Source organism: Zoogloea sp., from assembly GCF_041911615.1.
In the GTDB taxonomy this organism is placed as follows: Bacteria; Pseudomonadota; Gammaproteobacteria; order Burkholderiales; family Rhodocyclaceae; genus Zoogloea.
In genome coordinates, this window is record NZ_JAYROR010000145.1 from 24164 (window position 1) to 37103 (window position 12940).

A 12940-nucleotide genomic window follows, 5' to 3' on the forward strand; every position below is an offset into this window, starting at 1 on the left:
ACCGCTCAGGCGAGGGCGTCGGGCAGGGCGTCGAGGAAGCGCGCGTTCTCGCTTTCGAGACCGATGGAGACGCGCAGCCACTCGGGCATGCCGTAGCCTGAAATGGGCCGGACGATGACACCCTGGCGCAGCAGACGCTGGTTGACACCTGCGCCGTCGCCGACCTTGAAGGTGACGAAGTTGCCGGCGGACGGAATCCAGTCGAGGCCGAGGCGCTGGAAGCCGTCGCACAGTTGCTTCATGCCATCGCGGTTGAGTTCGTAGCTGCGCTGCAGGAAGTCATCGTCGAACAGCGCCGCCGCCGCCGCGGCAAGGCCCACGCTGCAGACATTGAAGGGCTGGCGCACGCGGTTCAGCAGGTCGATGACCGCCGGGTTGCCAAGCCCGTAACCGACGCGCAGGCCGGCAAGGCCGTAAGCCTTGGAGAAGGTGCGGCTCACCAGCAGATTGGGAAAGCGACCGATCCAGGCCACGGCGTCGTAGCGCTGCGCCGGCGCGAGGTACTCGGTGTAGGCCTCGTCGAGCACCACCAGGACCTCGGCGGGCACGCGGGCGAGGAAGGCCTCGAGCTCCGGGCCGGGAATGAAGGTACCGGTCGGATTGTTGGGGTTGGCAATGAAGATCACGCGCGTGGCCGGAGTGATCGCGGCGAGCATCGCGTCGAGGTCATGCCCGAAATTCTTCGCCGGCACTTCAATGCCGCGCGCGCCGGCCGCCTGGGTCGCGAGGGGATACACGGCGAAGGCGTGGCGGGCGAAGATCGCGTCGCGATCGGGGCCCAGGAAAGCACCGGCGACCATCTCGAGGATGTCGTTGGAACCGTTGCCCAGGACGATCTCGTCCATCGCCACGCCGTAGCGGCGGCACAGCGCGTCCTTCAACTCGAAGCCGTTGCCGTCCGGGTAGCGCGCGATGTCGGCCAGCGCGGCCAGCATCGCAGCACGGGTCTTCTCGCCGACGCCGAGCGGGTTCTCGTTGGAGGCGAGCTTGACGATGGACGCCTTGGCCAGCCCCATCTCGCGGGCCAGTTCGGAGATGGGCTTGCCGGGTTGATACGGGGAAATCGCCCGGATGTGGGCGGGCGCCAGGTCACACAAACGCATCGGAAACTCCAGGAGAAATCAGTACACGGCCTGGGGATAGGACCCCAGCACCTTGAGGTAAGCGGCACGGGATGCAAGGGCGTCGAGGGCGAGCTTGAGGGCCGGATCGTCCCGGTGCCCCTCGATATCCACGTAGAAGACGTATTCCCACAGGGCCGAACGGGCCGGGCGGGATTCGAGACGGCTCATCGACACCCCGGAATCGGCCAGCGGGGCGAGAAGTTCGTACATCGCGCCGGGGCGATTGGTGGCCGACATGATCAGGGAGGTCTTGTCGGCACCGGAGCGACCGGCGTCGTGGCGGCTGATCACCAGGAAACGGGTGGTGTTGTTGGGCTCGTCCTCGATGTTCTCGACGAGTCGCGGCAGGTCGTAGCGTTCGGACGCCGCCTCGCCCGCGATGGCCGCGGTACCCGGCTCCAGCGACGCCAGCCGCGCGGCCTCGGCGTTGCTGCCGACGGGAATCCGCGGTACGCCCGGCAGCGTGCGGTTGAGCCATTCGTGGCACTGGGCCAGCGACTGGGCGTGGGAATACACCTTGCGGATGTCGCCGAGGTGCTGCTCGCGGCTCATCAGGTGCTGATGGATGCGCACGACCACTTCGCCGCAGATCTTGAGGGGCGTACCGAAGAGCAGGTCGAGGGTGCGACCGACGGCGCCCTCGGTGGAGTTCTCGACCGGCACCACACCATACTGAACGTGGCCCGCCTCGACCTCACGGAACACGTCGTCGATGCTGCCCTGGGGCGCGAGCCGCGCCGCGTGGCCAAAGTGCTTGACGGCAGCGCTCTCCGAAAACGTGCCCAGCGGGCCGAGGAAGGCAACACCGAGCGGGTTCTCGAGGGACAGGCAGGCCGACATCACCTCGCGGAAGAAGAACGTGACGCTCTCGTCGGGCAGCGGCCCGGCATTGAGATCCTGGATGCGCCGGAGCACCTGCGCCTCGCGCTCGGGGCGGTAGACCTGCCCGAATTCGCCGTACTTGGCCTTGATCTCGCCCACGTGCTGGGCACACCGCGCGCGCTCGTTGAGCAGCGCCAGCATCTGCGCGTCGATGGCATCGATCTGGCCGCGCACCACGCCCAGCTCCTTGAGCATCTCCTCGTTCATGGGTTCTCCCGAAAATCCGCGCTCACGCCTTGCGCGCGGCAAAATCCTGCATCAGCTCGACCAGCGCACGCACGCCGTCGATGGACATGGCGTTGTAGATCGAGGCGCGCATTCCGCCCACCGACTTGTGGCCTTTGAGGCCCGACAGCCTGCGCTCGGCGGCCTCGGCCAGAAAGGCGGCATCGAGTGCGCCGTCGGCCAGGGTGAAGGGCACGTTCATGCGCGATCGACAGGCCACGTCGACCGGGTTGCGGTAGAAACCGCCGGACCCGTCGATGGCGTCGTAGAGCAACCGGGCCTTGGCGATGTTGGCCTGTTCGACCGCCGCCAGGCCACCCTGAGCCAGCAGGTGCTTGAAGATCAGGCCGGCCAGGTAGATGCCGAAGGTCGGCGGTGTGTTGAGCATCGAACCGTTCTCGGCCATCACCGCGTAGTCGAGCACCGACGGCGTGGTCGGCGCGGCTTTGCCGAGCAGATCCTCGCGTACGATGACGATGACCAGGCCGGCCGGACCGATGTTCTTCTGGGCGCCGGCGTAGATCAGGCCGTACTTCGAGACATCCATCGGGCGCGACAGGATGTGGGAGCTCATGTCCGCCACGATCGGCACCCCGGCGGGCACCGCCGGCAGGTCGAACATCTCGACACCATGGATGGTCTCGTTGGTGCAAATGTGAGCGTAGGCGGCTGACGGGTCGAAGCTCAGATCAGCCGCCGCGGGCAGCGCGGTGAACTTGCCTGCCTCGGTGGTGCCGGCCAGACGCACGGCGCCGTACCGCTGGGCCTCCTTGAAGGCCTTCTTCGACCACGAGCCGGTGACGACGTAATCGGCCGAGCCGCCGGCCAGCAGGTTCATCGGGATCTGCGCGAACTGCAGCGTCGCCCCCCCCTGCAGGAACAGCACCTTGTAGTTGGCCGGAATGCCCATCAGGGCACGCAGGTCGGCCTCCGCCGCCTCGATGACGCCGGTGAAATCCTTGCCGCGGTGGGACATCTCCATGATGCCCATGCCGCACCCGTGCCAGTCGAGGAGTTCGTCGCGGGCGGCTTCGAGCACTGCCTCGGGCAAAACCGCCGGGCCCGCCGAGAAATTGAAGATACGCATCGTCTGAATCCTTCCGTCGTGTCGATCAGGCATCCGCCGCGGGCGCGAGATCGTCGCCGTCCGCCTCGTGGACGCCGTCCTGCTCTTCTTCCTCACCTTCGAGGATCTTCTGCACGCCGGAGAGCGTGCTGCCCTCGTCCACCGAGATCAGCGTGACGCCCTGGGTGGCGCGGCCCATCTCGCGAATCTCGGAGACACGGGTACGCACCAGCACGCCACCGGTGGTGATCAGCATGATCTGATCCTTCTCGGTCACCAGCGTCGCGGCGACGACCTTGCCGTTGCGGTCGGAGGTCTGGATCGCGATCATGCCCTTGGTACCGCGGCCGTGACGGGTGTACTCGGCGATCGGAGTGCGTTTGCCGAAGCCGTTCTCGGTGGCGGTGAGCACGCTCTGGGCCTCGTCGCTGGCCACCAGCATCGCGATGACGGTCTGGCCGTCCTCGAGCATCATGCCGCGCACACCACGGGCGGTGCGGCCCATCGGGCGTACGTCGTTCTCTGAGAAGCGCACGGCCTTGCCGGCATCGGAGAACATCATCACGTCGTGGGCGCCGTCGGTGATCGCCACGCCGACGAGGTAATCGCCCTCGTCCAGGCCCACGGCGATGATGCCGGCCTTGCGCGGGTTGGAGAAGTCGGTGAGCGGCGTCTTCTTGACCGTACCCTGGGCGGTGGCCATGAAGATGAAGTGCCCCTCGTCGAACTCCTTGACCGGCAGCACCGCAGTGATCTTCTCGCCTTCGAGCAGCGGGAAGAGGTTGACGATGGGCTTGCCACGGGCGTTGCGATTGCCTTCCGGCACCTCATACACCTTGAGCCAGTACAGGCGGCCCCGGTTCGAGAAGCACAGGATGTGGTCGTGGGTGTTGGCCACGAACAGCTGATCGACGAAATCGTCGTCCTTCACCGCCGCGGCCTGCTTGCCACGCCCGCCACGCTTCTGGGCGCGGTAGTCGGTGAGCGGCTGACGCTTGAAGTAGCCGGTGTGGGACAGGGTCACGACCATGTCCTGCGGCGCGATCAGGTCTTCGATGTTGATGTCGGCGGTGTTCATCACCACCTCGGAGCGGCGCGGGTCGCCGAACTGCTGCTTGATGAGCGCCAGCTCATCGCCAATGATCGCAGTGATCCGCTCGGGCCGGGCCAGGATGTCCAGCAGGTCGGCGATGGTGTCCATCACCTCGCGGTATTCCGCGACGATCTTGTCCTGCTCGAGACCAGTGAGGCGCTGCAGGCGCAGTTCGAGGATGGCCTGGGCCTGGGCGTCGGAGAGGCGGTAACCCTGCGCCGACAGGCCGAACTCGGGCGCCAGCCCTTCGGGACGGAAGCTGTCGGCGGCGGCGCGCTGGAGCATCTCTTCAACGAGGGTGGAGCGCCACTGGCGGCCCATCAGCGCCTTCTTGGCCTCGGGCGGCGTCGGCGCGGCCTTGATGAGGGCGATGATCTCGTCCACGTTCGACAGCGCGACGGCGAGGCCTTCGAGGATGTGGCCACGCTCGCGGGCCTTGCGTAGTTCGAAGATGGTGCGACGGGTAACCACCTCGCGCCGGTGGGCGAGGAAGCACTCGAGCATCTGCAGCAGGTTGAGCAGACGCGGCTTGCCGTCCACCAGCGCCACCATGTTCATGCCGAAGGTGTCCTGCAGCTGGGTCTGCTTGAACAGGTTGTTCAGCACCACGTCGGGCATCTCGTTGCGCTTGAGCTCGATGACCATGCGCATGCCGGACTTGTCCGACTCGTCGCGCAGCTCGCTGATGCCCTCGATCTTCTTGTCGTTGACCAGCTCGGCGATCTTCTCGAGCAGGGTCTTCTTGTTTACCTGATAGGGCAGCTCGTCGACGATGATCGCCTGGCGGTCGCCCTTGCCGATGTCCTCGAAGTGGGTGCGCGCGCGCATCACGACGCGGCCGCGGCCGGTGCGGTAGCCCTCGTGGACGCCCGACAGGCCGTAGATCAGGCCGGCGGTCGGAAAGTCCGGCGCGGGCACGATCTTGATGAGCTCGTCGATCGTCGTCGCCGGATCCTGCAGCAGCCTGAGGCAGGCGTCGACGATCTCGGTGAGGTTGTGGGGCGGGATGTTGGTCGCCATGCCCACCGCGATGCCGCCCGAACCATTGATGAGCAGGTTCGGGATGCGCGCGGGCAGCACCAGCGGCTCTTTCTCCGAGCCATCGTAGTTGGGGCCGAAGTCGATGGTTTCCTTGTCGATGTCGGCCAGCAGTTCGTGGCCGATCTTGGCCATGCGGATTTCGGTGTAACGCATCGCCGCCGCGCTGTCGCCGTCCACCGAGCCGAAGTTGCCCTGACCGTCGACCAGCATGTAGCGCAGCGAGAAATCCTGAGCCATCCGCACAATGGTGTCGTAGACCGACTGATCGCCGTGCGGATGATATTTACCGATCACGTCGCCGACGATACGGGCGGATTTCTTGTAAGCCTTATTCCAGTCGTTGCCCAGCTCGTGCATCGCAAACAGCACGCGCCGATGCACCGGCTTGAGGCCGTCGCGCACATCCGGCAAGGCCCGCCCGACAATCACGCTCATCGCGTAATCCAGGTAGGCGTGACGCATCTCGTCTTCGAGACTGATGGGTAAGGTTTCTTTGGCGAACGGGATCATGGCACCGCGAAGAATCGACGATTCGTCGAAAAGACGAAAAGGTGCAAGTTTAGCACGCCGGACCAGCCCACTCCCGACCCGCTGCACCCCCGCGTTGTGAGCCGCCGCCATCGTATGCTCTAATCGGGCGGCTAATTCATCACAAGACGGACGCCACGAGCGCCCCACCTATTTCGAGGAGGAAACCCATGACCACAGCCCCGCTCCGCCTGACGTGCGCCGCCACGCTGCTGCTTGCCAGCCTGACCGCGAACGCTCAGTCGAAGGACATCGTCGTCGACCCGAAGGGCGAAGTACCCTACGCCATCGACCAGCGCAACGCGGTCGTCAAGAGCGGCACCGACCTGTGCTGGCGCACCGGCTATTGGACGCCCGGCGCGGCGGCCGAGACCAAGGCCGGCGAAGTCCCGGTCGGCTGCGAATGCGACAAGGACGTCGTCGGCACCGAAAAATGCGCCCCTGCCGCAGCCCGTGGCGCGGCTCCGGCCCCTGCCGCAGCACCCACCGTGGCAGCAAGCGCGCCAGCCCGCTGCGACTTCAGCTACGCCCTGCCCGCCGACAGCGCATTTGCCTTCAACAAATCGGCGCTCACCCCGTCCGCCCGTGCCGCCCTCGACAGCGCCGTGCTCGGCAAGCTGAGCGCCTGCGCCGAAGTCAGCTCGGTGATCGTCACCGGCCACACCGACCGCCTCGGCACCCAGTCTTATAACCAGAAGCTCTCCGAGAAGCGCGCCGACGCCGTTCAGGCCTATCTCGTCGGCAAGGGCCTGAAGGCTGCCAACATCGACACAATGGGCGCCGGCAAGACCCAGCCGATCAAGCGCTGCGACGACACACTCGGCCGCAAGAAGCTCATCGACTGCCTGACCCCGAACCGCCGCGTCACCATCGACGTCAAAGGCCCCGCCAGACAACAATAAGGCCGCCCCACGCCACTTCCGACAAACCCCGCGCAATGCGGGGTTTGTTTTATATCCACCGAGAACCGCCATGACGCCCATCGACCTGCTCATCGAAGCACGCTGGATCATCCCGGTCGAGCCCGCCGACACCACGCTCGAACACCACGCCGTTGCCATCAAGGACGAACGCATCGTCGCCGTCCTGCCCATCGGCGAGGCGCGCACCCGCTTCGACGCCGCCGAGACCGTGCCCCTGCCGGATCACATCCTGATTCCCGGTCTCGTCAATCTGCACTGCCACGCCGCCATGACCCTCATGCGCGGCCTCGCCGACGACCTCCCCCTGATGCGCTGGCTACAGGAAGCCATCTGGCCGACCGAAGCACGCCACGCCTCCCACGCCTTCGTGCGAGACGGTAGCCTGCTGGCCGCGGCAGAGATGCTGCAAGGCGGCATCACCACCTGCAACGACATGTATTTTTTCCCCGAAGCGACCGCCGAAGCGTTCGACCGACTCGGCCTGCGCGCGACCCTCGGGATCACCGTGCTCGACTTTCCGTGCCAGTACGCCACCGACGCCGACGATTTCCTGCGTAAAGGGCTCGCCGCTCGCGACGCCTGGCGAGATCACCCGCTGATCGGCTTCGCGCTGGCCCCCCACGCGCCCTATACCGTCTCCGACAAGACATTCGAACGCGTCGGCGCCCTCGCCGCCGAACTCGAGATCCCGATCCACATCCACCTCCACGAAACCGCCGGCGAGATCGCGGACAGCCTGCGCGACTTCGGCCAGCGTCCAATCACCCGCCTGGAAGCTCTCGGCCTGCTCGGCCCCAATCTGATCGGCGTCCACGCCGTTCACCTCGCCCCGGAAGACATCGACCGGCTCGCCCTGCACCAGTGCGCCGTCGCCCACTGCCCCACTTCCAACATGAAGCTCGCCAGCGGCACCGCCCCGATCACCCGACTCGTCCACCGCGGTCTTTCGGTCGGCCTCGGCACCGATGGCGCAGCCAGCAACAACCGCCTCGACCTGTTCCGCGAAATGCGCCAGGCCAGCCTGCTCGCCAAGCTCGACAGCGGCGACGCGTCAGCCCTGCCCGCCCACCGCGCCCTGCGCATGGCCACCCTCGACGGCGCCCGCGCGCTCGGGCTCGATGGGCAGATCGGCTCCCTCGTCGCCGGCAAGTCCGCCGACATCACCGCAGTCCGGATCGATGAACCCGACGCCTTCCCCTGCTACCATCCGGTTTCCCACCTGCTACATGTCCTCGATCGCCGCTGCGTCTCTGACGTCTGGGTCGGTGGACAACAGCGCCTCAAGCGTGGGAAACTGTTGCAAATAACCAACACGGAGCTATTGGGCATTGCTCGCCTATGGCAGAATAAGCTCCGCCAATGAATTGGATATGCTGCCTGAGTTCATAGTGCTCTCCGGCGACATGGATGAATTTTCCGGTTCTACCCCTTTGCCTTGCGACGAGGAAAACGATGATCAAACAAGCCAAAAAACAACTGCTGATGGCCGCCGCACTTGCCGCTCTCGGCCTGTCCGCCTCCGCCAGCTTCGCCAAAGACGTCGTCGTTGATACGAAAGGCGAAGTGCCTTACGTGATCGATGGCCGCAACGTCGTCGCCCGTAGCGGTTTCGACCTGTGCTGGCGCACTGGCTACTGGACCCCCGCCGCCGCTGCAAACACCATGGCCGGTCAAGTTCCGGTTGGCTGCGAGTGCGACAAGGATGTCGTCCCGGCTGACAAGTGCGTCGTCGGTGCCGCCCCGGCTGCTGGCGCCAAGGCCGCCGCTCCCGCTGGCGTTGCTCCGGTCGCCGAAAAGGTCAAGCTGGCCGCTGATGCCCTCTTCGAATTCGACAAGGCCGTTCTGCTGCCCGCCGGTAAGGCCAAGCTTGACGACCTGGCCGCCAAGGCCAAGGACGTGAAGCTGGAAGTCATCCTGGCCGTCGGCCATACCGACCGCATCGGTAGCGACAGCTATAACCAGAAGCTTTCCGAGAAGCGTGCTGCCGCCGTCAAGACCTATCTGGTCGGCAAGGGCGTCGAAGCTAACCGCGTCTACACCGAAGGCAAGGGCGAGAAGCAGCCCGTCACCGGCGACAAGTGCAAGAACCTCGGCAAGGAAAACGGCCGCAACAAGAAGCTGGTCGAGTGCCTGCAGCCGGACCGTCGCGTCGAAATCGAAGTCATCGGCACCAAGTAATCCGCCGACAGTCCGATTTCACGTCGTGCTCAAAAAGCCCTGCCCTGCAGGGCTTTTTGTTTTAAAGCCTTGTCGCAATACAATTCCATTCTGTCATCCATCCGCAGCAGACACTTCACCATGAACGCCGATCCCGCAGAACTGCAGAAATTCAGCGACCTCGCCCATAGATGGTGGGATCCCGAATCCGAATTCAAGCCACTGCATCAGATCAACCCACTGCGCTTAGACTGGATCGACGCCAAGGCAAGCCTTGCCGGCAAGAAAGTCGTCGATATCGGCTGCGGCGGCGGCATTCTCGCCGAATCCATGGCCACCCGCGGCGCCCAAGTCACGGGCGTCGATCTGTCCGAAAAAGCACTCGGCGTGGCCCGCCTCCATCTCTTCGAAAGCGGTCAGACCGTCGACTACCGGCACATTGCAGCAGAAGATCTCGCCCACGAAGCCCCCGGCAGCTTCGATATCGTCACATGCATGGAGATGCTCGAGCACGTCCCCGATCCGGCAAGCACGATCCGCGCATGTGCAAGCCTCGTCAAACCCGGCGGACATGTTTTCTTCTCGACCCTCAATCGCAACCTCAAGTCATACCTGATGGCGGTTGTAGGGGCAGAATACATCCTCAAGCTGCTCCCCATGGGCACGCACGAATACGCCAAGTTCATCAAACCATCCGAACTCTCCCGCTACGTCCGAAATGCCGGTCTCGAAGTCCAGGAACTGATCGGGATGAGCTATAACCCGTTCAACAAGCACTATGCTCTCGGGCGCGACACGGACGTCAATTATCTGATGCACACCACCCGGCATGCCTGATGCCGTTTTCTTCGACCTCGACAGAACGCTGACCGACACCGCTCCGGACTTTGCCGACGTCCTGCCTCACCTGCAAACGGAGCATGGCATCCCGCCGACCCCGTTAGCAACGATTCGTACCGAAGTCTCCCGGGGTGTGCGAGGCATGCTCGACGCCAGCTTCGGCCTGACTCCCGATGCTCCCTACTGCCTCGCACTCTCCTGACGCTTTATTGCACTTTATGCCAGTCACCTGTGCGGCAAGACCCGGCTTTTCGATGGAGCCTGTCCGATTTTTGTGTTTGAGGCATAACGTGAAACCTGAAAGGACGTGTTATGCCAAGGAAGAAACCGAAGTTGCCGCTGCCGCCGGTAGCGGCGTTGCCGGAAGGTGCCCAGCAGTGGCTCGATCAGGTCGTGACGGGGCCGATGACGGCCTGAGCGGTCGAGGATGTGATGCGCAGAATCAAGAAGGCCTTGATCGTGCGGGTGCTGCAGGCGGAGCTCAGTCATCACCTAGGCTACGCCGAGGGTGAGGCCAAGCCCGAAGCGAGCACCAACCAAAGGAACGGCACGAGTGGCAAGACCGTGCTCACCGACGACGGGCCGCTGCGCATCGACGTGCCGCGGGACCGGGCCGGACAGTTCGAGCCCCAGCTGATCGGCAAGCACGAACGACGCTTCACGGGCTTCGACGACCGGATCATCGCCATGTACGCCCGCGGGATGAGCGTGCGGGAGATTCAGGCGTTTCTGCTGCAGATGTACCACGCGGAGGCCTCGCCGGACTTCATCAGCCAGGTCACCGACGCGGTGCTGGACGAAGTGCGCGAGTGGCAGGGCCGGCCGCTCGAGGCCGTTTATCCGGTGGTGTTCTTCGATGCGCTGCGGGTCAAGATCCGCGAGGACGGCGTGGTGCGCAACAAGGCCGTGTATCTGGCGCTCGGGGTGCGGGCCGATGGCTGCTGGGACGTGCTCGGGCGGTGGATCGAGCAGACCGAAGGGGCCAAGTTCTGGCTCAAGGTCTTCAATGACCTGAAGCTGCGCGGCTGCCAGGACATCCTGATCGCCGTCACCGACGGCCTGAAGGGCATGGCCGAGGCGGCGCTGGCGGACTTCAGCGAAGGTGAATGCGGCCGGCGCGTCCCGACGGTGGCTGCCGCATGGCGCCGGGCGTGGGAGGAAGTGACCCCGTTCTTTGCCTTTCCACCGGAAGTACGGCGGGTGATCTACACCACCAATGCTATCGAAAGCCTCAACGCCCGGGTGCGCAAGGTCATCAAGACGCGGAGCCACTTCCCGACGGACGAGGCCGCCACCAAGTTGATCTGGCTGGCGCTGCGCAACATCACCGCCGACTGGAAGAATGCAATCACATACTGGAAAGCCGCCATGAACCAGTTCGCCATCCTATAAGGCGAGCGTTTCATCCCGGCGGTGACAAAATGAAAACCTCCGAGTGATCCCGGCCAAGGCCGGGATCACTCAACACTCGCCTTAAACACAAAATTACGGACACTCCCTTTCGATGGCATGGCAACACTGCTGAAGCCTCTGGAGGAACGCGGAATAATCTGGGGCATCGTCACCAAAGAACCTGACCACCTCGCGCGGCCCCTCGTAGACGCCCTCGGTCTGGCAGGCCGCTGCGCATGCGTGGTCGGTGGCGACACAACCCCACGGGCCAAGCCCTTTCCGGACTTTTTGTTACACGCGCACGCTCACCCGAATCGAACCGGAGCGCGCTATTTACGTTAGCGATGAACTTCGGGACATCCATGCTGGCCAAGCAGCTGGAATGCCCCCCCTGGCAGCGCGATACGGTTATCTGGGCCGACGAACCTCCATCGACACCCGGGGCGCTCATCACATCGTCGACCATCCGATGGACGCTCTTTCCTTCATCGAGTACAACAAATGACGTGGTATGATTTGGAACTTTTCGGCGTGAGCCAAAACTAAAGTAGTGACACTAGGGGCTGACCTGGCTTCGACGTGGGTTGCAAAGCAGATCAGGGCATACCGAGGACCAGTCACCTCGTAAATCAACTGGAAAACTACAAACGCCAACGACGAGCGTTTCGCTCTGGCCGCTTAAGGCCTAAGCCGCTGTACTGATTCGTTCCTGGGTCAGATGGGGTAAAACCCAGTGCAGCGTCATTTACAGGAACTAGCAGAGGATCGGGTTACTTGATCCCGCGCGAAATATTAGGTGACTCGCCCGTGGTCGGCTTGCCGGCTGGCTAAACCCCGGGTTAAACCCAAATAGGTCGGCTAAGTATGTAGAACTGACTGTAGAGGACTTGCGGACGGGGGTTCGATTCCCCCCAGCTCCACCAAAATCGAGTCCGGAGTGATCCGGAGAAGGCCGAGAAACCTAGCAAAATCAGGACTCTCGGCCTTTTTTACGTCCATAGTAGTCCGAAAACAGGGCCATTGCATTTCGGGGGCAAGTGGGGGCAACTATCACCCCACCCGCCGGAGTTGCCCCCAAATGCCCCTCACCGATGCTGCGATCCGCACCGCCAAGCCCAGCGAGAAAGCCTTCAAGCTGTCGGACGAGAAAGGCCTCTACCTTGAAGTTGCCCCCAGTGGGGGCAAGTGGTGGCGTCTCAAATACCGCATCGAGGGCAAGGACAAGCGGATTAGCTTGGGCGTCTATCCCGACGTTGGCCTCAAGCTGGCCCGCGAGCGCCGCGATGAAGCCCGCCGACTGCTGGCGGATGGAGTCGATCCAGGCGAACACCGCAAGGCCCACAAGCACGCCCGCGCCGATGCGGTCGCAACAGCTTCGAGGCTGTCGCCCGCGAGTGGTACAGCAAGATGCTGCCCACCTGGACGTCCGACCACGCCGACAAGATCATCAAGCGCTTCGAGCGGGACGTGTTCCCGTGGATCGGCGGCAAGCCCGTTGCCGACCTGAACGCCCCCGAGGTGCTGACCACTGAATGCCAGCATCAACTTGCCATTCCATTCGTGCCACGACACCGGCCGGATGACTCTTTTTTCCCCCAAAGCGTAACACCCCCTGAGGCATGTGCCTGAGGGGGTGTTGTATGGTGAGTCTGACGATGACCTACTTTCA

General features: G+C 64.1%; 11 protein-coding genes, 1 other RNA gene and 2 pseudogenes. 10 read left to right on the plus strand and 4 right to left on the minus strand.

From position 1 onward, the window contains the following. Positions 1 to 5 precede the first annotated feature (5 nt). Genes hisC through gyrA form a run of 4 tightly spaced genes read right to left on the minus strand, consistent with a single transcriptional unit; the run spans position 6 to position 5941 of the window. A complete protein-coding gene (gene hisC / locus ACE3P2_RS19645) occupies positions 6 to 1103 on the minus strand; it encodes a histidinol-phosphate transaminase (protein ID WP_374267640.1) in 1098 nt (365 codons plus the stop codon). Between the two features lie 18 nt (positions 1104 to 1121). Continuing rightward, positions 1122 to 2213, minus strand: coding sequence for a prephenate dehydratase (gene pheA / locus ACE3P2_RS19650; protein WP_374267642.1), 1092 nt, complete (start codon positions 2211 to 2213; stop codon positions 1122 to 1124). 22 nt (positions 2214 to 2235) lie between these two features. Further along, positions 2236 to 3318, minus strand: coding sequence for a 3-phosphoserine/phosphohydroxythreonine transaminase (serC, locus tag ACE3P2_RS19655; RefSeq protein WP_374267644.1), 1083 nt, complete (start codon positions 3316 to 3318; stop codon positions 2236 to 2238). Positions 3319 to 3343: 25 nt separating this feature from the next. After that, the gene (gene gyrA, locus ACE3P2_RS19660; RefSeq protein ID WP_374267646.1) at positions 3344 to 5941 is read right to left on the minus strand and encodes a DNA gyrase subunit A; all 2598 of its coding nucleotides are present in this window, start codon (positions 5939 to 5941) and stop codon (positions 3344 to 3346) included. A 188-nt stretch (positions 5942 to 6129) separates the two neighbouring features. Between gyrA and ACE3P2_RS19665 the strand changes: the two genes are divergently transcribed. The 10 genes and pseudogenes from ACE3P2_RS19665 to ACE3P2_RS19710 all read left to right on the plus strand — a co-directional run bounded on the left by ACE3P2_RS19665 (position 6130) and on the right by ACE3P2_RS19710 (position 12900). Continuing rightward, on the plus strand, positions 6130 to 6861 hold the full coding sequence (locus ACE3P2_RS19665) for an OmpA family protein (protein ID WP_374267648.1): 732 nt from the start codon (positions 6130 to 6132) through the stop codon (positions 6859 to 6861). A 70-nt stretch (positions 6862 to 6931) separates the two neighbouring features. After that, a complete protein-coding gene (locus tag ACE3P2_RS19670; RefSeq protein WP_374267650.1) occupies positions 6932 to 8245 on the plus strand; it encodes a TRZ/ATZ family hydrolase in 1314 nt (437 codons plus the stop codon). Between the two features lie 89 nt (positions 8246 to 8334). Further along, positions 8335 to 9060 (plus strand): OmpA family protein, encoded by a 726-nt coding sequence (locus ACE3P2_RS19675; RefSeq protein WP_374267664.1) that lies wholly within the window; start codon positions 8335 to 8337, stop codon positions 9058 to 9060. Positions 9061 to 9180: 120 nt separating this feature from the next. Then, the gene (ubiG, locus tag ACE3P2_RS19680; RefSeq protein WP_374267652.1) at positions 9181 to 9876 is read left to right on the plus strand and encodes a bifunctional 2-polyprenyl-6-hydroxyphenol methylase/3-demethylubiquinol 3-O-methyltransferase UbiG; all 696 of its coding nucleotides are present in this window, start codon (positions 9181 to 9183) and stop codon (positions 9874 to 9876) included. Next, positions 9869 to 10081 (plus strand): hypothetical protein, encoded by a 213-nt coding sequence (locus ACE3P2_RS19685; protein ID WP_374267654.1) that lies wholly within the window; start codon positions 9869 to 9871, stop codon positions 10079 to 10081. Before ubiG ends, ACE3P2_RS19685 begins: the two co-directional genes overlap by 8 nt. 110 nt (positions 10082 to 10191) lie before the next feature. Next, a pseudogene (locus ACE3P2_RS19690) lies at positions 10192 to 11271 on the plus strand (IS256 family transposase). 108 nt (positions 11272 to 11379) lie between these two features. Beyond that, positions 11380 to 11613: pseudogene (locus ACE3P2_RS19695) on the plus strand (HAD hydrolase-like protein); the annotation flags it as partial. Positions 11614 to 11830: 217 nt separating this feature from the next. Next, positions 11831 to 12194: a transfer-messenger RNA gene (gene ssrA / locus ACE3P2_RS19700) on the plus strand. 155 nt (positions 12195 to 12349) lie between these two features. Next, entirely contained in the window at positions 12350 to 12778 is a 429-nt protein-coding gene (locus ACE3P2_RS19705; RefSeq protein WP_374267656.1) for an Arm DNA-binding domain-containing protein, read from the plus strand. Next, positions 12679 to 12900 (plus strand): hypothetical protein, encoded by a 222-nt coding sequence (locus ACE3P2_RS19710; protein WP_374267658.1) that lies wholly within the window; start codon positions 12679 to 12681, stop codon positions 12898 to 12900. The genes ACE3P2_RS19705 and ACE3P2_RS19710 overlap by 100 nt, the downstream gene beginning before the upstream one ends. The last annotated feature ends 40 nt before the right edge of the window (positions 12901 to 12940 follow it).

Coding starts and splice junctions, on each gene's coding strand:
- hisC (WP_374267640.1), bottom strand. CDS start 1,103: ATGCGTTTGTGTGACCTGGCGCCCGCCCACATCCGGGCGATTTCCCCG.
- pheA (WP_374267642.1), bottom strand. CDS start 2,213: ATGAACGAGGAGATGCTCAAGGAGCTGGGCGTGGTGCGCGGCCAGATC.
- serC (WP_374267644.1), bottom strand. CDS start 3,318: ATGCGTATCTTCAATTTCTCGGCGGGCCCGGCGGTTTTGCCCGAGGCA.
- gyrA (WP_374267646.1), bottom strand. CDS start 5,941: ATGATCCCGTTCGCCAAAGAAACCTTACCCATCAGTCTCGAAGACGAG.
- ACE3P2_RS19665 (WP_374267648.1), top strand. CDS start 6,130: ATGACCACAGCCCCGCTCCGCCTGACGTGCGCCGCCACGCTGCTGCTT.
- ACE3P2_RS19670 (WP_374267650.1), top strand. CDS start 6,932: ATGACGCCCATCGACCTGCTCATCGAAGCACGCTGGATCATCCCGGTC.
- ACE3P2_RS19675 (WP_374267664.1), top strand. CDS start 8,335: ATGATCAAACAAGCCAAAAAACAACTGCTGATGGCCGCCGCACTTGCC.
- ubiG (WP_374267652.1), top strand. CDS start 9,181: ATGAACGCCGATCCCGCAGAACTGCAGAAATTCAGCGACCTCGCCCAT.
- ACE3P2_RS19685 (WP_374267654.1), top strand. CDS start 9,869: ATGCCTGATGCCGTTTTCTTCGACCTCGACAGAACGCTGACCGACACC.
- ACE3P2_RS19705 (WP_374267656.1), top strand. CDS start 12,350: ATGCCCCTCACCGATGCTGCGATCCGCACCGCCAAGCCCAGCGAGAAA.
- ACE3P2_RS19710 (WP_374267658.1), top strand. CDS start 12,679: ATGCTGCCCACCTGGACGTCCGACCACGCCGACAAGATCATCAAGCGC.